Below are 21,422 nucleotides of genomic sequence, written 5' to 3' on the forward strand. Positions count from 1 at the left end.
TCCGCCTTTGTATCAAGGGATCTGCCAACCTGTTCGAACATTGCAGGATGGTAAACAGCCATGGTTAACGACTTGATAAGAACCGGATGCGGCTCGGCTGGAGAACAACGCATCATCAACAAAAGTTGGACAGCAAAGGCACAAAGCGCTAACGGTTCTGCCATGCAGGCAATCAACGACATCACCTTGGACCGATCCGCCGCGGTCGAGTCCGCGAAACGCACGATCCTGACCGAGCGCGAGGGGCTCGCCGCACTTGGCGAGGCTTTCGAGGATTCGCTGGCGCAGGAATTCTGCCGCGCGATCGAGAAGATCGCTTCGATCAAGGGGCGCATCATCGTCACCGGCGTCGGCAAAAGCGGCCATATCGGCTCCAAGCTCGCCGCGACTTTCGCCTCGACGGGCACTCCGGCCTTCTTCGTGCACCCCTCGGAAGCCAATCATGGCGACCTCGGCATGATCGCCGTGGACGATGCCATCCTCGCCCTGTCCTGGTCGGGCGAGACGGCTGAACTCAAGGGCATCGTCAGCTATGCCACCCGTTTCCGCATCCCGCTGATTGCCGTTACCGCCGGCGAGAAATCGGCCCTGGCCACTGCCGCCGATATCGTGCTGCTGCTGCCAAGGGTAACGGAAGCCTGTCCTCACGGACTGGCGCCGACGACGTCAACGCTATTGCAGCTTGCGATGGGTGACGCAATCGCCGTGGCCCTGCTCGAAGCACGTGGCTTCTCGGCCACCGATTTCAAGACCTTCCATCCCGGCGGCTCGCTCGGTGCCAGCCTCACCCATGTCCATGAAATCATGCACCGCGACGACAACCTTCCGCTGGTGCCGCTTGGAACGCCGATACCGGAGGCGATGCAAGTCTTTTCCGCCAAGCGCTTCGGCTGCATCGCCATCCAGAACGAGGATGGGACGCTTGCCGGGATCATCACCGATGGTGACCTTTCCCGCAATCTTCACCGCAATCTGGTCGAGATGCGGGTGGAGGAGATCATGACGCGCAACCCAAAGACGGTACCGCCAACGACATTGGCCAGCACCGCCCTGGCACTGCTCAACGATCACAATATCGCCGCGCTCATCGTGGTCGAGAAAGGGCACCCGGTGGGCATTGTCCACTTCCACGACCTGCTGCGGATCGGCGCGGCCTGAGGCCAGCGACTGAAACTCCACGCAAGCGCGATCTCTGCGAATCGCACTTCGCTCAATTCGTCATTTGAAGCGTTTCCTTGATAGAATAGTCCGGCAAACGCTTCAGACGGCTTCGACGATAAGCGAACCCTGGTCCAATCCCGTGATACGGACAGTCGAGCCCGCGGGCAGATCCGGCCCCATGACACGCCACAGGCTGTCGCCGACCCGTGCCCGGCCGCGACCATTGACGATGGCCTCCTCCAGCGTGACGAGCTGGCCGATCAATTGCTGGCCGCGCCGGTTGAGCATCGGTTCGTCGCTTTCGGCATCGGTCGCGCCCATCAGGCGGCGGCCGATGAGAACGGCAACGACGGACAGGACCAGGAACAGTATGACCTGCAATTGCCAGCCGAGCATCAGCGTTCCGCCCAGCGTCACGGCGAGCGCGCCGACGATCAGCGCGGCGATGCCGAACCACAGCAGGAAGATGCCGGGCGCGAATACTTCAAGGATCAGGAGCACGAAACCGAGGACAATCCAGTTCCAAGGTCCGAGTTCGGCAATGAAACGCTCAAACACCTGTTGCAGCCTCCTTTTCGGCCTCGCTAGCTACTCGTACCACTGGTGCCGGGGACAGTGCGCGAGCGCGGCGTGGCAGGGCGCGCTGCCCGGGCGGCCGCATCCCCTTCACCGAATACGTCACGGGCGATTGCCCCGATGCCGCCGAGCGAACCGATCAGCGACGACGCCTCCATGGGCATCAGCACGATCTTCTGGTTCGGGCTGGTGGCAAGCTTGGCGAAGGCCTCGGTGTATTTCTGCGCAACGAAATAATTGATTGCCTGGACATTGCCGGAATCGATCGCCGCCGATACGAGTTGCGTCGCCTTGGCTTCCGCTTCGGCCAGGCGCTCGCGGCCCTCGGCCTCGCGATAGGCAGCCTCGCGGCGGCCTTCCGCTTCCAGTATCTGCGATTGCTTCAACCCCTCGGCGCGCAATATCTGCGCCGCCCTGTCGCCTTCCGCCTCGAGAACCAGCGCCCGCTTGTCACGCTCCGCCTTCATCTGCCGCGCCATGGAATCGATCAGGTCCTTCGGCGGATTGATGTCCTTGATCTCGACGCGGGTCATCTTGATACCCCATGCGTTCGCCGCCTCGTCGACCACGCGCAACAGGCGATCGTTGATCGCATCGCGGTTGGAAAGCAGTTCGTCGAGGTCCATCGACCCCATGACGGTACGGATGTTCGTCATCGTCAGGTTGAGGATCGCATTCTTCAGCCCGCTGACCTGATAGGCGGCCTGGGGTGCGCTCAATATCTGGAAGAACGCGATGCCATCGACCGCGATATTGGCATTGTCCTTGGTGATGACCTCCTGCGTCGGGACATCCAGCACCTGCTCCATCATGTTCATCTTGGCGCCGACTCGGTCGAAGAACGGCACGATGAGGTTGAGACCGGGCGAGAGCGTGCGCGTGTAGCGGCCGAAGCGCTCCACCGTATAGTTGAATCCTTGCGGAACCGTCTTCACCGCGGCAAACAGGATTACCAGGACCAGAATGACCAACACCGGTATCGTGAAATCAAAGCCGCTCATGCCCGCCTCCTTCGTTTGAAGGAACATTACCGTCTTTTTCCACGCGGCACTATTGGACCAAGGTGGGAATGACGCGCTCGGCAGGCGCGGTTGCCGTACTTATCCACGGTTTAGTCCCGCGCAAGACCTGATCGCTAGACCCAGCCGCCCAGTTCCCGGCGCACCAGCTTTTCGATCACGCGCATTCCCTCGTCGGAATCGTTGAGGCAGGGAATATGGGTGAAGTCGACGCCGCCATTGTGGCGGAATATTTCCGCCCCCTCGCCGGCGATTTCTTCCAATGTTTCAAGGCAATCGGAGACGAAACCCGGATTGAAGACCGCTACGGATTTCACCCCGTCCCTGGCCAGCTTCTCCAGCGTCTTGTCGGTATAGGGCTGCATCCATTCCTCCGGGCCGAAGCGCGACTGGAAGCAGCTTATGAGCCTGTCTTCGCTCCAGCCCAGCCGCTCGCGCAGCAGGCGTGTCGTCGCCCAGCAATGGCAGGGATAGGGATCGCCGCGCTTGAAATAGCTCTGCGGGATGCCGTGATAGGAGGCGATCACCACCTCGGGCACGAAATCCAGCGTGGCAAAATGCTTCTCGATCGAGATCGCCAGGGCGTCGATATAGGTCTCGTCGTCCTGGTAGGAAGGCACGGTGCGGGTCGCCGGCATGAAGCGCATCTTCATCAGCGCCTCGAAGAACTTGTCGTTCACGGTCGCCGTGGTCGTCGCCGAATATTGCGGATAGAGCGGGAACATGAGAACCCGCTTGCAGCCCGCCTTGTCCAGCCGCTCCAGCGCTTCCTCTATCGAGGGCTTGCCGTAGCGCATTCCCCAATCGACCACCACATCGGGATAGTCCGACAGGCTGGCGGCGAGCTTTTCACCCTGCGCCCGCGTGTAGGTCCGCAGCGGCGACTCGTTGCGTTCGCGGTTCCATATCTTGTCGTATAGCGCGCCGGATTTCTTCGGGCGGGTATTGAGGACGATCCCGTAGAGAACGGGCAGCCAGATCGCCCGCGGCCATTCGATCACGCGCCTGTCGGAAAGAAACTCCTTCAGGTAGCGCCGCATGGAAGTCTTGTCGGTGGCGTCCGGCGTGCCGAGATTGACCAGCAATATGCCGACCTTCGACGTCCTGATATCGGGGTGATCCTGTGGTCTGCTCAACGCCAATGCCTCGCCGGTCATTTCTTCTCAACTCCAAACTTCGGCAGGAACGTAGTGATCGCCCGGCTTATTGCAACTGTGCGTAAGGCCGCATGTTCCGCCGCGCGGCGGTTCGATCCGGGCACGGCAAGGGCTTTGCCAGCAAAACAACTGCTCTTTCCATGGCCCGAAACTTGCGCTTAACTCATCATGCTCGTGCACCCATGAAAGGAACGATGTCAATGTCAGGCCACACGCATGAATCGCCTCCCGTGCTCGTCGTTACCGGGGCACACCCAAAGCTCTACAATCAGGACCTTGCACCCACGGCGCCGAAGGGGCGGACCTGGGGAACCTTCAGCCTCTTTGCCATGTGGATGTCGGATGTACACTCCGTCGGGGGTTATACGTTCGCAGCCAGCCTGTTCTTCCTCGGCCTGACGGGCTGGGAAGTGCTGATCTCGATGATCGTCGGCATAACGGCGGTTTATTTCCTGATGAACCTCATCGGCCGGCCCTCGCTGAAATATGGCGTGCCTTTTCCGGTGGTGGCGCGCATGTCGTTCGGCATCATGGGAGCAAACCTTGCGGCCGTCCTGCGCGGCGTGGTCGGCATCGTCTGGTATGGCGTCCAGACCTATTTCGCCTCCAAGGCCGTCCAGGCCCTCGTCATCACCCTCGCCCCCAGCGCGGTGGAACTGACCCGCAACGACATCCTCGGCCTGTCCACGCTCGGCTGGCTCAGCTTTCTGTTCATGTGGCTGTTCCAGCTGCTGATCTTCATGCGGGGCATGGAGTCGATCCGGAAGTTCATCGATTTCTGCGGGCCCGTGGTCTATGTCGTCATGTTCGCCCTCGCCATCTGGATCGTGAGCCAGACCGGCATTTCCAGCCTGTCGCTGCAATTGGCGCCGCCTGCGGCAGGTTCCTCGCTGCTGCACATGGCAAATGCCGCCATGCTGATCGTCGCCTATTTTGCCGCGCTTCTCCTGAATTTCGGCGATTTTTCACGCTTTTCGACGGATGAAAGGGCGATGAAAACCGGAAACTTCCTCGGTCTTCCGGTCAATTTCATCGTTTTTGCCATCATCGTTGTCATCGTCACCGCCGGCACCGTACAGGTCTTCGGGGAAGCCATTCTCGACCCCGTGGCCATTGTCGAGCGCATCAACAATCCGTGGATCGTCATCCTCGGCTCGGTAACGTTCATCGTCGCCACCATGGGCATCAACATCGTCGCGAACTTCGTCTCGCCCGCCTATGACATCGCCAATCTCTTCCCCGAGAAGATCAATTTCCGTCTTGGCGGGCTGATAACCTCGATCCTGTCGGTGCTGGTCTGCCCGTGGCTCTTCGTTTCGAGCCCGCAGGCGATCACCATCTTCGTGAGCATCTTCGGCGCCGTTCTCGGCCCCATCTTCGGCATCATGATCGCCGACTACTACCTCGTGAAGAAGCAGACGGTGGTCCTGGAGGATCTTTATACGATGTCGCCGACGGGCTCGCTCTATTTCGAGAGGGGCTGGAACAGGCGCGCGCTGCTGGCGCTGCTCGTGGCCAGCATCCTGTCCATCGGCCTCTCGGTGCTTGGAGCCATGCAATATCTGCCAAACGGCGGCGATTGGGGCTGGCTGGTCGGCGCGGTCAGCGGCGGTCTGCTGCACTATCTGCTGATGCGGCGCTCATCCCTGGCGATCTCGGTCGGCGCCAAGGCGTGAAGTGATGCCGCGCCCGTCTATCGGATGGGCGCGGCGATCGGCTTCAGGACTTCGGCTGGATCGTATCCAGCATGGTCCGGATATTGTCCATGACGCCGGTGCGGATGTCCTTGCGCCATAGCGCGAAGGCGACATTGGCCTCGACGAAACCCTCCTTGGAGCCGGTATCGTAGGTCCGGCCCTTGAAGTGATATCCGAAGAAATCCTGCTGTTTGGTGAGTTTCAGCATCGCATCGGTCAGCTGGATCTCATTGCCCGCACCGCGCTCCTGGTTTTCCAGGATGCCGAAAATATCGGGCTGCAGGATATAACGGCCATTGATGTAGAGATTGGAGGGAGCGGTTCCCTTTGCGGGCTTTTCCACCATCTCCGTGAGTTCGAAGCCATTGCCGACCGTTTTGCCCTGGCCGACGATGCCGTATTTGTGCGCCTCTTCCGGATCGCACTCCTGCACGGCGACGATATTGCCGCCGGTCTGGTTATAGAGCTCGACCATATCCGCCAGGCAGCCCTTCTTCTCGGGCTGCATGATCATGTCCGGCAGCAAGAGCGCAAACGGCTCGTCGCCGACGATGTCGCGCGCGCACCATACGGCGTGGCCAAGGCCCATCGGCACCTGCTGGCGGGTGAAGCTCGTCGTTCCGGGCCGCGGCTGGATCTGCTGCAGTTCATCGAGCAGCGCCGTCTTGCCGCGCTCGCTCAGCGACGAATAAAGTTCGTACTGGGCGTCGAAATAATCTTCGATGACGGCCTTGTTTCGCCCCGTGACGAAAATGAAGTGTTCGATACCAGCTTCGCGCGCTTCGTCCACGACATACTGGATGACCGGCTTGTCGACGACGGTCAGCATTTCTTTCGGTATGGATTTTGTGGCGGGAAGGACGCGGGTCCCGAAACCCGCAACTGGAAAGACGGCTTTACGAATTTTCTTCACTGTCGTCATCAGTACCTCTTGCTGTTGCATGCGGTTGTATCAGCATCTGCCTATCGCTCTGGATGCTGGACAACTCCCTTTGTAAGACCCAAAATGCACGGTAGTGTAAAATAAACATTCTTTGCCCGTGTTAATGTTGCAGGCCACGGGGGCATGGTAAACCAATTCCTAACTTTGAGATGTAAGATTGTGATTTGAACCTGTGGGAACACATTCGAGGGTACATCATGATTGAAGCTTCATCCGCATTTGCCAAACGTCTGGGCATGATGGCAGCAACGGCGGGACTCCTGCTTGCCTTTAATATCGGCAATGCGGCCGCCGACGCAAAATTCCAGAACTGGATCGCAGAATTCCGCACGACGGCCCTCAATAGCGGCATCAGCGCCGAGACCTATCGGCGCGCTTTTGCCGGCGTGACGGAAATCGACCCGGAAGTCCTGGAAAAGGCGCGATTCCAGCCGGAATTCACCGCTCCCGTCTGGGACTATCTCGACAACCGCGTCAACGAGGAATCCGTCGCCACGGGCCGCGAGATGGCGCGCAAATATTCGCGCTGGCTCGGCGCCATCGAGAAATCCTACGGCGTCGACCGCAATATCCTGCTGGCGATCTGGTCCATGGAGACCAATTATGGCGAGATTCTCAAGCGCGACGATGTGATGCGCGATGCCGTAAGGTCGCTGGCGACACTCGCCTATGCCGATAAGCGCCGGGCCAAATTTGCCCGCACGCAGCTGATTGCGGCGATGAAGATTCTGCAGAGGGGCGATATCGACCGCAGCCATCTCACCGGCTCATGGGCTGGGGCGCTCGGGCACACGCAATTCATTCCGACCAGCTACCTCGCCTATGCTGTAGACATGGACGGCAATGGCAAGCGCGACATATGGACTTCCGTTCCGGATGCACTGGCGACCGCCGCAAATCTTCTTCGCAAGAATGGATGGCAGTCCGGGCAGACCTGGGGCTATGAGGTGGTGCTTCCCGCCGGGCGCAAATTCCCTGCCGGCTCGCGCACCCTGGCCGAATGGCAGAAGCTCGGTGTGGTGCGCGCCAATGGCAAGGCCTTCCCCAGCCGCGGCATGAAGGCCACGCTCAAGGTTCCGGATGGGCGCGGCGGCCCGGCCTTCCTGATGACGAAGAACTTCTTCGTGATCAAGGCCTACAACAATGCCGATAAATACGCGCTCGGCGTCGGGCTGCTGGCGGATCAGATCGCAGGCTCCAGCGGCCTGCAGAAGGACTGGAACCGCCCGTTCACGCCGATCACGATGAAAGAACGCGAGGAATTGCAGCAGCACCTCACCGAACTCGGCTATTATGACGGCAAGGTCGATGGCAAGATCGGCAGCGGCTCGCGCAATGCCATTCAGGCGTTCCAGAGCCGCATGGGACTTGACCCCGATGGCCATCCGAGCAAGGAAGTTCTGACGATCCTCCGCAAGAGGTAACAGGGAAGTTGTCGATACGGATTGACGAGCAGAAGAACCCGAGCCGCCGCGCTGCCTGGCGCGGCTGGGTCGTGATATGCGCCCTGACGCCCGCCCTCTGCATCGTCGCCTCCGATATCGCCTCCGCCAGGACGCTTCTCGACATGTTGCTGGGCCGCCGCTCGGTGCTGCAGGAAGATACCGACAGGCTGATCGACGACGGTCGCCGGAGCCGGCCCAGGAACCGCACCAAGCGCACGCGGCCCAAGGCTCCGGCAGCAAACCGGCCGGCCGCCGCCCCTGCGCCCAATGCCGCGGCCGCCCCCGCAGTCGCACCCAAGCTGCCGGATGCGAAGGCGGTGCTCGTCGTTGGCGATTTCATGGCGTCCGGCCTCGCGGAGGGGCTGGATGCGGCCTTCGTCGACAGTCCCGGCGTCAAGATCATCGATAAGGCCAACGGCTCCTCCGGCTTCGTACGCGCCGATCATCTCGATTGGCCGGCAGCGATCGGCGGAATGATCGAAGCGGAAAAGCCCGAAGTCGTCATCGTCATGGCCGGCGCCAATGACAGGCAGCCATTCGCCAATGGCAAGGCGCTTCTGAGCGAAGAATGGTCGAAGGAATACCAGGACCGGCTGAATGCTTTCCTCGACGCCGTGAAGAAAACCGGCAAGCCGGTCATCTGGGTCGGCCAGCCATCCTTCAAGACGCGCAGCATGACCGATGACGTGCTGGCCTTCAATGAACTCTATCGCAACGCCGTGGAAAAGGCCGACGGTACTTTCGTCGATATATGGGAGGGCTTCGTCGACCAGAGCGGCAGCTTCACCCTGACCGGCTTCGACATGGCGGGGCAGACCGCGCGCCTGCGCAACAATGACGGTATCGGCCTCACCCCAACGGGCAAGCGCAAGGTGGCGTTCTACGTGGAAAAGCCGCTGCGGCAGATATTGGGCAATGCCACGGCGCCCGACATCGCCACCGTGAAGCCCGGTGCGCCGGTACAAGCCTTGCCGGAAGGCGCGACCGGCCCGGTAAAGGTCGATCGGCTTGCACCCATCAGCCTGAACGATCCCGAACTCGACGGCGGAACCGATCTGCTCGGCGCGGTCACGACCCCGGGCGGGAAGGATCGCGGAAGCCTGAACGACCGCGAAAATGCGCGCCAGGCCCAGCCCGGACGCGTCGATGATTTCTCATGGCCCCGCCGCACGCCGGATGGCGCTACGACGGGTGCTGTGCGCTGATCGATTAACCTGCGCTGACCAACCGGCGCCGATCAGCGGGGCAGGACGGAACTGCCCATCAGCGCCGCGTCCACGGCATGAGCCGCCTGCCGACCCTCCCGGATCGCCCAGACGACCAGTGACTGTCCGCGCCGCGCATCGCCTGCCGCATAGAACTTCTCGACGCTGGTGCGATAATTGTTCTCATCCGCCGCAACGGAACGATTGCCGCGGCGGTCGGCGCGCATGTCGAGCGATCCCGCGAGTTCCGCCACGGGGCCCTTCTCGAACGGACCGGAGAAGCCGATGGCGATGAAGGCGAGATCGGCCTTGATGAAGAACTCGGTGCCCGGGACAGGCTTGCGGTTTTCATCGACTTCGCAGCACTTCACATGGGTGAGGACGTCGTTCTCGCCGATGAATTCGAGCGTCGCCACCTGGAATTCACGGTCCGCGCCCTCGGCCTGCGAGGAAGAGGTGCGCATTTTCGTCGCCCAGTAGGGCCAGACGCTCAGCTTGTCTTCCTTTTCCGGCGGCTGCGGCCGGATATCGAGCTGCGTTACCTTTACGGCGCCCTGACGGAAGGCGGTTCCGACACAATCGGAAGCGGTATCGCCGCCACCGACGACGACGACATGCTTGCCTGCCGCGACGATGGATTCGCTCTGCCAGGCAACGGACTCGATCGGTTCGCGGCCGACGCGGCGGTTCTGCTGCACCAGATAATTCATGGCATCATGCACGCCTTCGAGGTCGGCGCCGGGAATTCCGGCGGGACGCGGCGTTTCCGCGCCGCCGCAATAGAGGACGGCATCATAGCTGTCGAGCAGTTCCTGCACCGGCTTGTCGACACCGACATTGACGCCGCAGAAGAAGGTGACGCCCTCGCCTTCCATCTGGCTCACGCGCCGGTCGATGAAGTGCTTCTCCATCTTGAAGTCCGGAATGCCGTAGCGGAGGAGCCCGCCGGGCTTGCTTTCGCGCTCATAGACATGGACCTCGTGGCCGGCGCGGCCAAGCTGCTGCGCAGCCGCGAGACCAGCCGGGCCCGAGCCGATGATGGCGACATTCCTGCCTGTCTTCGATGCGGCCGGCTGGGGAATGATGAAGCCTTTTTCATAGGCGCGGTCGGCGATCGCCTGTTCCACGGTCTTGATCGAGACCGGCACGTCTTCGAGGTTCAGCGTGCATGCCTCTTCGCAGGGCGCCGGGCAGATGCGGCCAGTGAACTCCGGGAAATTGTTGGTCGAATGCAGATTGCGGATCGCCTCGTCCCAATTGTCGTTGTAGACGAGATCGTTCCAGTCCGGAATCTGGTTGTGCACCGGGCAGCCGGTAGGCCCATGGCAGAAGGGAATGCCGCAATCCATGCAGCGCGCCGCCTGCTTCTTCACCTCGCTGTCGGACATGGGAATGGTGAATTCCCTGAAATGCCGTATGCGGTCGGATGCCGGCTGATACTTTGCGACCTGCCGGTCGATCTCGAGAAACCCTGTAACCTTACCCATCAAACTGCTCCCTCGCCTCTCGGAGGACCACCCCTTCCCGGCGGGAAGCGGGCAGCATGTGCCTTGGCCGAGCATCCGGGCAGGGACGCTCTAAGCCTGGCGTTGACATTATTCGGCTGCGACACCCATGCGCATGCGCTCCATCTCTTCGAGCGCGCGACGATACTCAACCGGCATGACTTTCACGAATTTCGGCCGGAAGCTCTCCCAATTGTCGAGGATTTCCTTGGCCCGGCTCGAGCCCGTATAGTGCATGTGGTTGGAGATCAGCTGCACCAGCCGTTCCTCGTCATGACGCGTCATGTTCGCGGAGACATCGACACGGCCCTTGTGCATCAGATCGCCGCCGTGATGGTGCAGTTTTTCGAGGATGTCGTCTTCCTCGGGTACCGGTTCGAGTTCGACCATCGCCATGTTGCAGCGCTGGGCGAAATCACCGGCCTCGTCCAGCACGTAGGCGACGCCGCCCGACATGCCCGCCGCGAAATTGCGGCCGGTCTGGCCGATGACGACGACCACGCCGCCGGTCATGTATTCGCAGCCATGGTCGCCTGTGCCTTCGACGACGGCAATGGCGCCCGAGTTGCGCACGGCGAAACGCTCGCCGACCACGCCGCGGAAATAGGCCTCGCCCTCGATCGCGCCATAGAGCACCGTATTGCCGGCGATGATCGAGTCTTCGGCGACGATCTTGGCGTTCTCGGGTGGACGAATGATGATACGCCCGCCGCAAAGCCCCTTGCCGACATAGTCATTGCCGTCTCCGATGAGATCGAAGGAGACGCCGCGCGCAAGAAACGCACCGAAGGACTGGCCGGCGGTACCGCGGAAGGTCACGGCGATCGTATCGTCCTTGAGGCCCCTGTGCTTGTGGCGCTTGGCAACTTCGCCGGACAGCATCGCACCGACGGAACGATCGACGTTCTTGATCGCCGCCTCGATCTTCACCGGCTGCTTGCTTTCCAGTGCCGGCAGCGCCTGCTCGATGAGCTTCCTGTCGAGAATATCGACGATCGGATGGTTCTGCCGTTCCGTCCAGCGGATCTTGTCGGCATCCGCCTCCGGCTTGTGGAATATGCGCGTGAAATCGAGCCCCTTGGCCTTCCAATGCTCGATCATCTCGCGCTTTTCCAGCATTTCCGCCTTGCCGATGATGTCTTCGAGCTTGGTGTAGCCCATCTGCGCGAGGAACTGCCGCACTTCCTCGGCCATATAGAAGAAGAAGTTGATGACATGCTCCGGCGTGCCCTTGAAGCGCTTACGCAGGACCGGATCCTGCGTTGCGACGCCGACGGGGCAGGTATTCAGATGGCACTTGCGCATCATGATGCAGCCGGCGGCGATCAGCGGCGCGGTGGAGAAACCGAACTCGTCGGCCCCGAGCAGCGCGCCGATGACGACGTCCCTGCCCGTGCGCAAGCCGCCATCCACCTGCAGCGCGATGCGCGAGCGCAGGCCGTTGAGCACCAGCGTCTGCTGCGTTTCGGCAAGGCCCATTTCCCATGGGCTTCCGGCATGCTTCAGCGAGGTCAGCGGCGATGCGCCCGTCCCGCCATCATAGCCGGAAATGGTGATGTGATCGGCGCGCGCCTTGGCAACGCCGGCGGCAACCGTGCCGACGCCGACCTCGGACACCAGCTTGACCGATACGTCGGCGGCCGGGTTGACGTTCTTCAGGTCGTAGATGAGCTGCGCCAGATCCTCGATCGAATAGATGTCGTGGTGCGGCGGCGGCGAGATCAGGCCGACACCGGGCGTCGAATGGCGCGTCTTGGCGACCGTCGCATCGACCTTGTGCCCCGGCAGCTGGCCGCCTTCGCCGGGCTTTGCGCCCTGCGCCACCTTGATCTGCATCATGTCCGAATTGACGAGATATTCCGTGGTCACACCGAAGCGTCCGGATGCGACCTGCTTGATCGCCGACCGTTCGGGGTTCGACCGCCCGTCGGGAAGCGGGTAGAACCGGTCCGGCTCCTCGCCACCCTCGCCGGTGTTCGACTTGCCGCCGATCCGGTTCATGGCGACGGCCAGCGTCGTATGGGCCTCGCGGCTGATCGAACCGAACGACATCGCCCCTGTCGAGAACCGCTTGACGATCTCCTTGGCAGGCTCGACCTCGTCGATGGAAACCGGCTTGCGCCCGACTTCCTCGGCGGTCTTGATCTTGAACAGGCCGCGAATGGTCTGCGCCCGCGCCGACTGGCTGTTCACCATGTCGGAATATTCCTTGAACGTCGCCGGCGATTCGGTGCGCACCGCATGTTGCAGCTTGGCGACCGCATCGGGCGACCACAGATGCGCCTCGCCGCGGATGCGATAGGCATATTCGCCGCCGACTTCCAGCGTGTTGAGCAGCACCGGATCATTGCCGAAGGCATCGCGGTGGCGCCGAACGGTTTCCTCGGCGACTTCCTCGAGCCCGACGCCCTCGATGGTCGTCGCCGTGCCGAAGAAGAAGCGCTCGACGAAATCCGACTTCAGGCCGACCGCATCGAATATCTGCGCGCCGCAATAGGACTGGTAGGTGGAAATGCCCATCTTGGACATGACCTTGAGAATGCCCTTGCCGATCGACTTGATGTAGCGCGAAACCACTTCCTTCGGATCGACCTCGGGCGGAAACTCGCCGCGGCGGTGCATCTCCAGCAGCGTATCGAAGGCAAGATACGGATTGATCGCCTCGGCGCCGTATCCGGCGAGACAGCAGAAATGATGCACTTCGCGCGGCTCGCCCGATTCGACCACCAGACCGACCGACGTGCGCAGGCCCTTGCGGATCAGGTGATGATGGACGGCGGCGGTGGCCAGCAAGGCGGGAATTGGAATACGGTCCGGTCCCACCTGCCGGTCCGACAGGATGATGATGTTGTAGCCGCCATGAACGGCAGCTTCGGCGCGTTCGCACAGCCGCTCGACCGCTCCCGCCATGCCGGCGGCGCCTTCCTCGATCGCATAGGCGATATCGAGCGTCTTCGTGTCGAACCGGTCTTCGGTATGGCCGATGGAGCGGATCTTCTCGAGGTCGCCATTGGTCAGGATGGGCTGGCGCACTTCGAGGCGCTTGCGGCGCGAGGTGCCGACCAGATCGAACAGGTTGGGGCGCGGCCCGATAAAGGATACGAGGCTCATCACCAGCTCTTCGCGGATCGGATCGATCGGCGGGTTCGTCACCTGCGCGAAGTTCTGCTTGAAATAGGTATAGAGCAGCTTCGACTTGTCCGACATCGCCGATATCGGCGTATCCGTGCCCATGGAGCCGATGGCTTCCTGGCCCGTCGTCGCCATCGGCGCCATCAGGATGCGCGTGTCTTCCTGCGTATAGCCGAATGCCTGCTGGCGATCGAGCAGGCTGACATCCCTGCGCAGCGCACGCGGCTCGACGGGGCTGAGCTCCTCGAGGATCAGCTGAGTGTTCTTGAGCCACTGCTTGTAGGGATGGCGGTTGGCGATTTCCGACTTGATGTCGTCGTCGGAAATGATCTGCCCCTTCTCCATGTCGATGAGCAGCATGCGCCCGGGCTGCAGGCGCCACTTCTTGACGATCTTCTCCTCCGGCACCGGCAGGACGCCGGCCTCGGAAGCCATGACCACGAAATCGTCGTCGGTGACGAGATAGCGGGCCGGACGGAGGCCGTTCCGGTCGAGCGTCGCGCCGATCTGGCGCCCGTCGGTGAACGCCACGGCGGCAGGCCCGTCCCATGGCTCCATCAATGCCGCATGATACTCGTAGAACGCCTTGCGGTCGTCAGCCATCAGCTTGTTGCCGGACCATGCCTCGGGGATCAGCATCATCATGGCATGCGCCAGCGAGTAGCCGCCCTGGAACAGGAACTCCAGCGCATTGTCGAAGCACGCCGTGTCCGACTGCCCTTCATAGGAGATCGGCCACAGCTTCGAGATGTCATTGCCGAAATATTCGGAATCGACCGAGGCCTGGCGCGCGGCCATCCAGTTGACATTGCCGCGCAGGGTGTTGATCTCGCCATTATGGGCGACCATTCGGTAGGGATGGGCGAGCTTCCACGACGGGAACGTGTTCGTCGAGAACCGCTGATGCACCAGCGCGACCGCGCTGACGAAGCGCGGATCCTTCAGATCCTTGTAGTAGGCGCCGACCTGGTAGGCCAGGAACATGCCCTTGTAGACAATGGTGCGCGCCGACATGGAAACGACGTAGAAATCGCTCTCCTTGCCGCCATTCTCCTGGTAGATGCGGTTCGAAATCACCTTGCGCAGGACGAAGAGCCGCCCTTCGAAATCCTCGTTGGATTCGATATTGGGATTGCGCCCGATGAACACCTGCCGGTGATAGGGCTCGGTGGCGGCGATATGCGGCGCCTTCGACAGCGACGCATTGTCGACCGGCACGTCGCGATAGCCGATCAGCGACTGGCCTTCCGAAGCGATGACTTCGGAAATGACCGCCTCGATATGCGCCCGCTCTTCCGGGTCCTGCGGCATGAACAGATGGCCGACCGCATAATGATTGACGGGCGGAAGCTCCACGCCCTGTTCAGCCCATTCCGCCCGGAACAGCGCATCCGGTATCTGGACGAGGATGCCCGCACCGTCGCCCATCAGCGGATCGGCGCCCACGGCGCCGCGATGGGTCAGGTTTTCGAGCATGAAGAGACCATCTTCGATGATCTTGTGCGACTTCTGGCCCTTCATATGCGCAACGAAGCCGACGCCGCAGGCATCATGCTCGTTGCGGGGATCATAAAGACCCTGGCGCGGAGGTATCGCCGACGATTTATTGGTTTTGACCGCACGATTCTGTACGGCCTGAGCGATTTCAGTCGTTACAGATGGCGTCAAATCCGTCATCGTCATTTCCTCCATTGCGCCATTGCGGCGGTAAATTGTCATGGGACGGAATAGCATGAATTCCTGTCCCGCTTTATGCGGCATATCTTCCGATTGCTGATTGCAGGCGCTGCAATGGGGACGGCAGCATCCGCAGCCATCCCTTTCGACCACTCCCACAAATTAGGACAGCATTGCTGTCGTATCAGCCTATGCCAGAATTATTCCAAACAGACAAGATGGAAAAGCAAAAAATCTGGACCTTTGCCGTAATAAGATTGCGCAAAAGTGCCGGAATACTGCCATTCATTGCCTGGGTGGATTATTCCACCATGCAACCCGTTTGCGCTAGGCGATTTCTCCATCATGCCCTTTTACGGCTCTTTTCACCATTGCCCGAAAGTCGTAAGCGTCCAGGCACCACTATCCTGCTTGAGGCCTTCCCATGCAATTCGCTTCCGACAATTGGGCCGGTGCCCATGAAAAGATAACCGAGAACCTTGGCCGTCACGCGCAAGGTTTCGCGTCCGCCTACGGCACCAGCGAGATCGACCGCGCGGTCGACCGCCGTTTCAGCGAGATATTCGAGCGCGATGTCGCCGTCTTCTTCGTCGCGACCGGCACGGCCGCCAATTCGCTGGCGCAGGCCAGCATTTCGGTGCCCGGCGGCGTTACTTTTGCACATTCGCAAGCGCATATCATCACCGATGAGGGCGGCGCGCCCGGTTTCCTTTCCGCCGGCGCCCGTTTTCAGGGCGTCGACGGCGAACTCGGCCGCATCGATCGTGACGGGCTGCGATCGGCGATCGACGGCTTTGCGCCCGGCAATGTCCATGCCGGCCAGCCCATGGGCGTATCGATCACGCAGGCAACGGAGATCGGCACGCTCTACGAACTGGCAGACATCGCCGCCATCGCCGCCATCTGCAGGGAGAAGGGCCTGCCGCTGCACATGGACGGGGCCCGCTTCGCCAATGCGCTGGTGACGCTGAACTGTTCGGCTGCCGATATGACCTGGCGGCAGGGTGTCGATATTCTTTCCTTCGGCGGCACCAAGAATGGCTGCTGGTGCGCCGAAGCGCTGGTCTTCATGAACCCGGAGCACGCGCGGCAGATGCCGTTCATCCGCAAGCGCGCGGCCCAGCTGTTCTCGAAATCGCGGTTCATCGCCGCGCAGTTCGAGGCCTATCTCGCCGACGGCCTCTGGCTGGAGCTTGCGGCGCACGCCAATGCCATGGCCGCCGCGCTGGCGGAACGCCTCGACGCATCGAGGGACTGCCGCCTGGCATGGCAGCCGCAGGCCAATGAGGTATTCGCGATCATACCGGGCCATACCGCGGCAGCGCTGAGGGAAAAGGGCGCGATCTTCCATGAATGGTCGATGCCCGGGGCCGAAGGGCAGATATTGCGGGATGGGGAGAAACTTGTGCGGCTGGTGACGAGCTTTGCCACCTCGCCGGACGAGATCGACCGTTTCGGCGACCTCATAAAATAGAAGCGGCGCATTGCGCCGCTTCCTTCGAGACTGGTCAGCTACTGATCAGTTGGCTGCCTTCGCTTCGATCTGCTTGGCTTCCTTGTCGGAAAGAGCCGTCACAGCGATCTTGCGTGGCTTCATCTCCTCGGGGATTTCGCGCTTGAGGTCGATGTGCAGAAGCCCGTTCTTCAGGCTGGCACCACTGACCTCGACGAAATCGGCGAGATGGAACCGGCGCTCGAATGCGCGCGATGCAATGCCGCGATAGAGCGTTTCAGCCGATTCGTCGGCATTTTCCGTACTCTTCTCACCGGTCACCTTGAGCTGGTTGCGATGGGCCTCGATCTGGATTTCATCTTCAGAGAAACCGGCAACGGCCATGGTGATGCGATAGGCATTCTCGCCCGTCCGCTCGATATTATAGGGCGGATAGGTCTGGGAGCCGTCTGGCTGGGCCAGCGAATCGAGAATGGTGAAAAGCCGGTCAAAACCGACAGTCGAACGATAGAGTGGTGAAAAATCCACGTGACGCATTGTAAAGCCCTCCTTTAGAGCGACAAAGTTGCGTATTGGTCCTTTTTTAATGCCCCCTTCATTGGCGGGCATCGCGGGACCAGCAGCCCCTCACTGGCGACTGCAGGGTCTAATTTGGTTAGGCAATTTCGCAGTTTCAAGAGCTTCACCGCCAAAACCATGATGAACCGAAGATGAACGCTTCCTTCGGGATTCGTTCAGTCGGGCAGGATTAGATATTGCTCCAACGGCAGGAATTTCCCGGCCATGAACGAGGATGATGATCATGAAGAAGTTTACTGCCATTGCACTGTCGGCGGCTGTGCTTCTGACCGCAGGAGCGGGCTCCGCCCTTGCCCAGTCGCGATATGACCGGGATTCCGGCGCGGCCATCTATTTCGAAGACAGCGACGAGGGCGGCATCCTGGTTCAGGAAAGGTATCGCGACCGCGACCGCCGCCACTACGAGGACCGCCGCGACCGTTTCGGCCCGCGCGATGTCGCCAGGATGCTGGAGCGCCGCGGCTACCGTGTACGCGACGTGGATTATGAGCGCGGCCGGTATTTCGTGCGCGCCTCGCGTCGCGGCAATCCGGTGCTGGTGGTGGTCTCCCGCGATGGCGAAATTCTCGACACGCGCCGTGTCGGCCGCGATCGTTACGACCGCAACCGTTCAGGCTTCAGCATTGAGATCAACCCGGCATACTAAAAGGCCGAGATTGTTGCAGGTGTAACGTCCCTTCCACCTGCAACACCTGACCGGGAACTCTCAGGCGGGTTCCCGGTCAACCTTTTTCCCCGTTTGACCTTGCTTCTGGCGCGTTCTATCAGTTTTCGAAACGGATACGCCAAAGAATGATCCAATCTCTCGTCGAAACGCCTTCGAACCCCATTCCGCCGGGCGCTCGCGCGGATAATCTCGCCCTGCCAGACGGCAAGCAGCTTCGATATGCGATCTTCCCCGCTGCCGGCTCCAGGCCACCGCTCGGGACAGTGCTGATCCTGCACGGACGAAGCGAATGCATCGAAAAATACTTCGAAACCATCATTGACCTCACCGCGCGGGGCTTCACCGTCGCGACCTTCGACTGGCGCGGCCAGGGCGCGTCGAGCCGCCTCATCCGAGATGCCGCCCGCGGCCATATCGGCAGTTTCGACCAATACACCGCCGATCTGGAATATGTGTTCGAAACGCTGCTCCTGCCGGATTGCCGCGGTCCGTTCTACATCCTGGCCCATTCGACCGGCGCATTGGTGGCGCTGCTGGCGTCGCCGCGCCTTTCCAACAGGATCAGGCGCATGGTGCTGATCTCACCGCTGCTCGACGTTCCGACGACGCGGTTTCGGCGAAACCTGGCGACGACCCTCGCACGCACCCTGCGCCTCAGCGGCTTCGGCAGTGCCTATATGGTCGCCGGGCCGCATCGGATCCCGCCCTTCGAAGGCAATATCCTCACCTCCGACGAGGTGCGCTTCAACCGCCAGTTCGAGACATTGGAACATGCGCCGCAGCTTGCGCTCGGCGGGCCGACGGCAAGCTGGATCGTGGCGGCAGCCAGGGCCGGCCACCAGGTGAACCGGCCGGAATTCATGGAAACCATCAGGATTCCCACATTGATCGTCGCCGCCGGGGCCGACAGGGTCGTCTCGACGCCGGCCATCGAACGCTACGCGCTGCAGCTTCGCAATGCGACGCTGCTGACGATCGACGGCGCCCAGCACGAAATCCTTCAGGAAAAGGACTATTACCGGGAGCAGTTCTTCGCTGCCTTCGACGCCTTTATCCCGGGAACAGGCGCCGAAACGGATTGAGGCCGGCCTCGGCGAACCATGTTCAGACCACCCTGTGCAACACCTCCAGCGCCTTCTGGTGAAGCTCGGGCGTCGCCGCCGCGACGATGGCGCCGGCGTTCTCGGCCGGCCCGCCATCCCATGTCGTGATCACGCCGCCCGCCTTCTCGATGATCGGGATCAGCGCCATGATGTCATAGCTGTGCAGCCCGGTTTCGATGACGAGATCGACGAAACCCGCCGCCAGCATCGCATAGGCATAGCAATCCGTGCCGTACCGCACGAGTTTCACGCCGGCCTCAACGCGGTCATAGGCGGTGCGCGCCGCGTCCTTGAACATGACAGGGGTGGTGGTGAACAGCGTGGCCTCGGCAAGGTCGGTCGTCTTGCGCGTTTGCAGCCGCCTCGGCCCCCCATCCGGCCCCCCATCCGGCCCCTCATACCAGGACGCCTCGCCGTCGCACATGAACAATTCACGCGTGAACGGCTGCGACATCAACCCGGCGACCGCATCGCCGTCGATGGTCAGTCCCGCCAGCGTGCCCCAGACCGGAATGCCCGAGATGAAGGCGCGCGTGCCGTCGATGGGGTCGATCACCCAGACATGCGACTGGTCGAGATTCTCGCCGCCGAATTCCTCGCCGAGGATGCCGTGATCCGGATAGGTCTTGTTGATGAGTCGCCTGATCGCGAGTTCCGCCTCGCGGTCCGCCTCGGTCACCGGGTCGAAACCGGTCGTATATTTATTGTCCACGAGGGAAATATTGCGGAATCGCGGCAATGTCTGCTCGCTGGCGGCGGCAGCGAGGCTGCGCAAAAAGGAAAGTTCGATCGTCAAAATGGCTCCTCGGCGGCTGTTTTGTTCTCAATAATGGCCTGAATGAAGAATTACTGCATCTATTTTAGGCATCTATTGTTATTGCCCAAAAACAACACAAAACGTCTTGACATTTGTGCGATGCAGCATAGAGTGATGAACAGACAAGGCGACTTGTCTATGCCCTCCTTGGGCGTTTCCTCCCTAGACTTGGGCCGCGCTCACGCGCGGTCTTTTTTTTGGCTATTCGGCGGCCAGCGGCTTGTCGAGGAAGCAATAGTCCGGCAGCGATACGAGATCGGCCATGAACAGGGCCATGTCCCGCTGGAGCTGCTCGAAGCCCGGCTTCCTCTCATAGGTCTGTTCGTTGAGATAGAGGCCGCGATTGACCTCGATCTGCAGCGCGTGGAACTGCTTCGCCGGCCGGCCGTAATGTTCGGTGATATAGCCGCCCGCATAGGGCTTGTTATGGGCGACGAGATAGCCGAGGTCGCGCAGCAGGTGGATGGCGGCATTGGCAAGCTCCGCCGAGCAGCTGGTGCCGAATCGATCGCCGATGATGAAATCCGGCCGCAGACCGTTTTCCGGAAACCGTATTCCCGTCGGCATCGAGTGGCAATCGACGATGACGGCATAGCCGAAGCGGTCCCGCGTCGTGCCGAGGACCTGTGCCAGCAGTGCATGGTAGGGCTTGTAGATCTCGTCGATGCGGGCCATCGCCTCGGCAAGGTGGATTTTCTGCGCGTAGATCTCCTGCCCCTCGCCCACCAGTCGCGGCACCGTGCCAAGACCGCCGGCCACCCGCGCCGAGTGCCCGTTGGCGAAGGAAGGCAGCGCTTCGACGAACATCTTCGGGTCGAGCTCGTAGGGCTCGCGGTTGACGTCGAGATAGGCGCGGGGGAAATGCGCCACCATCAAGGGCGCGCCGAGCGAGACGGCGGCGGCGAACAATTGATCGACATAGCAATCTTCCGACCGGCGGATGCTGTGCGGATCGAGCTGCGACTGGCGCAGGAAGGCCTCCGGATAGTAGCGCCCGCTATGCGGGGAATTGAACAGGAATGGAATGCGCTGGTCGGACGGGCGCCGCAACTCGAACGGAGGCATGTCGGGGAAGTCGCTATGTGCTGTCATCATTCCATCGGGATTTGTCGGGCCGCGCATTTTTGTCGCCTCACATTAATGCAAGTTCTCCAAAGATGGAAATGGAGAGACGGTCAAGCCCGACACGTTTGCGCCTGATGCTTCCGCCTTGGCGTCTCAACTCGACATTTGTCCCGTTCGGCCTTATTTCTAGCAAATCATTCACGCGATCTTTACCTTAAAAG

The 21,422-nt window shown here is 61.3% G+C and carries 16 protein-coding genes; 7 read left to right on the forward strand and 9 right to left on the reverse strand.

Translation table 11 applies throughout. The features are described from left to right. The first annotated feature begins 162 nt into the window (after positions 1–162). The gene (locus tag OSJ75_RS19720; protein ID WP_250018361.1) at positions 163–1,158 is read left to right on the forward strand and encodes a KpsF/GutQ family sugar-phosphate isomerase; all 996 of its coding nucleotides are present in this window, start codon (positions 163–165) and stop codon (positions 1,156–1,158) included. A gap of 102 nt (positions 1,159–1,260) precedes the next feature. Here OSJ75_RS19720 and OSJ75_RS19725 read toward each other — a convergent pair whose 3' ends face one another. From OSJ75_RS19725 to hemH, 3 genes are all read right to left on the reverse strand, one after another. Beyond that, positions 1,261–1,719: an NfeD family protein gene (locus OSJ75_RS19725; RefSeq protein ID WP_267229214.1), complete on the reverse strand. Its 459-nt coding sequence runs from the start codon at positions 1,717–1,719 to the stop codon at positions 1,261–1,263. 26 nt (positions 1,720–1,745) lie between these two features. Beyond that, positions 1,746–2,738, reverse strand: a complete 993-nt coding sequence (locus tag OSJ75_RS19730; protein ID WP_267229215.1) for an SPFH domain-containing protein — start codon at positions 2,736–2,738, stop codon at positions 1,746–1,748. 134 nt (positions 2,739–2,872) lie between these two features. After that, positions 2,873–3,913 (reverse strand): ferrochelatase, encoded by a 1,041-nt coding sequence (hemH, locus tag OSJ75_RS19735; RefSeq protein WP_250018355.1) that lies wholly within the window; start codon positions 3,911–3,913, stop codon positions 2,873–2,875. 200 nt (positions 3,914–4,113) lie between these two features. Between hemH and OSJ75_RS19740 the strand changes: the two genes are divergently transcribed. Then, positions 4,114–5,589 (forward strand): NCS1 family nucleobase:cation symporter-1, encoded by a 1,476-nt coding sequence (locus OSJ75_RS19740; protein WP_250018354.1) that lies wholly within the window; start codon positions 4,114–4,116, stop codon positions 5,587–5,589. Between the two features lie 43 nt (positions 5,590–5,632). Here OSJ75_RS19740 and galU read toward each other — a convergent pair whose 3' ends face one another. Beyond that, positions 5,633–6,532 (reverse strand): UTP--glucose-1-phosphate uridylyltransferase GalU, encoded by a 900-nt coding sequence (gene galU, locus OSJ75_RS19745; protein WP_250018353.1) that lies wholly within the window; start codon positions 6,530–6,532, stop codon positions 5,633–5,635. Positions 6,533–6,750: 218 nt separating this feature from the next. Between galU and OSJ75_RS19750 the strand changes: the two genes are divergently transcribed. Together OSJ75_RS19750 and OSJ75_RS19755 are read left to right on the forward strand one after the other, a co-directional pair. Continuing rightward, positions 6,751–7,977 (forward strand): lytic murein transglycosylase, encoded by a 1,227-nt coding sequence (locus OSJ75_RS19750; protein ID WP_250018351.1) that lies wholly within the window; start codon positions 6,751–6,753, stop codon positions 7,975–7,977. Positions 7,978–7,985: 8 nt separating this feature from the next. After that, positions 7,986–9,203 carry a DUF459 domain-containing protein gene (locus OSJ75_RS19755; RefSeq protein ID WP_267229216.1) on the forward strand — a complete coding sequence of 406 codons (1,218 nt, stop codon included), beginning with the start codon at positions 7,986–7,988 and terminating at the stop codon, positions 9,201–9,203. 32 nt (positions 9,204–9,235) lie between these two features. Here the strand turns inward: OSJ75_RS19755 and OSJ75_RS19760 are convergent, their stop codons facing one another. After that, on the reverse strand, positions 9,236–10,690 hold the full coding sequence (locus OSJ75_RS19760; RefSeq protein WP_250018348.1) for a glutamate synthase subunit beta: 1,455 nt from the start codon (positions 10,688–10,690) through the stop codon (positions 9,236–9,238). A gap of 108 nt (positions 10,691–10,798) precedes the next feature. Further along, positions 10,799–15,517 (reverse strand): glutamate synthase large subunit, encoded by a 4,719-nt coding sequence (gltB, locus tag OSJ75_RS19765; RefSeq protein WP_250018347.1) that lies wholly within the window; start codon positions 15,515–15,517, stop codon positions 10,799–10,801. A gap of 424 nt (positions 15,518–15,941) precedes the next feature. Between gltB and OSJ75_RS19770 the strand changes: the two genes are divergently transcribed. Then, the gene (locus OSJ75_RS19770) at positions 15,942–16,991 is read left to right on the forward strand and encodes a threonine aldolase family protein (protein WP_267229217.1); all 1,050 of its coding nucleotides are present in this window, start codon (positions 15,942–15,944) and stop codon (positions 16,989–16,991) included. A 45-nt stretch (positions 16,992–17,036) separates the two neighbouring features. Here the strand turns inward: OSJ75_RS19770 and OSJ75_RS19775 are convergent, their stop codons facing one another. Continuing rightward, positions 17,037–17,507, reverse strand: a complete 471-nt coding sequence (locus OSJ75_RS19775; protein ID WP_250018343.1) for an Hsp20 family protein — start codon at positions 17,505–17,507, stop codon at positions 17,037–17,039. Positions 17,508–17,772: 265 nt separating this feature from the next. Here OSJ75_RS19775 and OSJ75_RS19780 point away from each other — a divergent pair, with 265 nt between their 5' ends. Both OSJ75_RS19780 and OSJ75_RS19785 read left to right on the forward strand, forming a co-directional pair. Beyond that, the gene (locus tag OSJ75_RS19780) at positions 17,773–18,195 is read left to right on the forward strand and encodes a hypothetical protein (protein WP_250018340.1); all 423 of its coding nucleotides are present in this window, start codon (positions 17,773–17,775) and stop codon (positions 18,193–18,195) included. A gap of 146 nt (positions 18,196–18,341) precedes the next feature. Next, the gene (locus OSJ75_RS19785; RefSeq protein WP_267229218.1) at positions 18,342–19,298 is read left to right on the forward strand and encodes an alpha/beta fold hydrolase; all 957 of its coding nucleotides are present in this window, start codon (positions 18,342–18,344) and stop codon (positions 19,296–19,298) included. Between the two features lie 22 nt (positions 19,299–19,320). Here OSJ75_RS19785 and hisN read toward each other — a convergent pair whose 3' ends face one another. Both hisN and OSJ75_RS19795 read right to left on the reverse strand, forming a co-directional pair. Further along, entirely contained in the window at positions 19,321–20,115 is a 795-nt protein-coding gene (gene hisN, locus OSJ75_RS19790) for a histidinol-phosphatase (RefSeq protein ID WP_267229219.1), read from the reverse strand. Between the two features lie 222 nt (positions 20,116–20,337). Further along, positions 20,338–21,228 carry an N-formylglutamate amidohydrolase gene (locus OSJ75_RS19795; protein WP_250018564.1) on the reverse strand — a complete coding sequence of 297 codons (891 nt, stop codon included), beginning with the start codon at positions 21,226–21,228 and terminating at the stop codon, positions 20,338–20,340. Between the last annotated feature and the right edge of the window lie 194 nt (positions 21,229–21,422).

The sequence above is a fragment of the Phyllobacterium sp. 0TCS1.6A genome, from assembly GCF_026420825.1.
Taxonomy (GTDB): domain Bacteria; phylum Pseudomonadota; class Alphaproteobacteria; order Rhizobiales; family Rhizobiaceae; genus Phyllobacterium.

What these genes read in the sequence shown, in the direction of transcription:
- OSJ75_RS19780 (WP_250018340.1), top strand. Translation starts at nt 17,773, where the DNA reads ATGAAGAAGTTTACTGCCATTGCACTGTCGGCGGCTGTGCTTCTGACC.
- OSJ75_RS19785 (WP_267229218.1), top strand. Translation starts at nt 18,342, where the DNA reads ATGATCCAATCTCTCGTCGAAACGCCTTCGAACCCCATTCCGCCGGGC.
- OSJ75_RS19795 (WP_250018564.1), bottom strand. Translation starts at nt 21,228, where the DNA reads ATGACAGCACATAGCGACTTCCCCGACATGCCTCCGTTCGAGTTGCGG.
- OSJ75_RS19730 (WP_267229215.1), bottom strand. Translation starts at nt 2,738, where the DNA reads ATGAGCGGCTTTGATTTCACGATACCGGTGTTGGTCATTCTGGTCCTG.
- hemH (WP_250018355.1), bottom strand. Translation starts at nt 3,913, where the DNA reads ATGACCGGCGAGGCATTGGCGTTGAGCAGACCACAGGATCACCCCGAT.
- gltB (WP_250018347.1), bottom strand. Translation starts at nt 15,517, where the DNA reads ATGACGGATTTGACGCCATCTGTAACGACTGAAATCGCTCAGGCCGTA.
- galU (WP_250018353.1), bottom strand. Translation starts at nt 6,532, where the DNA reads ATGACGACAGTGAAGAAAATTCGTAAAGCCGTCTTTCCAGTTGCGGGT.
- OSJ75_RS19775 (WP_250018343.1), bottom strand. Translation starts at nt 17,507, where the DNA reads ATGCGTCACGTGGATTTTTCACCACTCTATCGTTCGACTGTCGGTTTT.
- OSJ75_RS19750 (WP_250018351.1), top strand. Translation starts at nt 6,751, where the DNA reads ATGATTGAAGCTTCATCCGCATTTGCCAAACGTCTGGGCATGATGGCA.
- OSJ75_RS19740 (WP_250018354.1), top strand. Translation starts at nt 4,114, where the DNA reads ATGTCAGGCCACACGCATGAATCGCCTCCCGTGCTCGTCGTTACCGGG.
- OSJ75_RS19720 (WP_250018361.1), top strand. Translation starts at nt 163, where the DNA reads ATGCAGGCAATCAACGACATCACCTTGGACCGATCCGCCGCGGTCGAG.
- OSJ75_RS19760 (WP_250018348.1), bottom strand. Translation starts at nt 10,690, where the DNA reads ATGGGTAAGGTTACAGGGTTTCTCGAGATCGACCGGCAGGTCGCAAAG.
- OSJ75_RS19770 (WP_267229217.1), top strand. Translation starts at nt 15,942, where the DNA reads ATGCAATTCGCTTCCGACAATTGGGCCGGTGCCCATGAAAAGATAACC.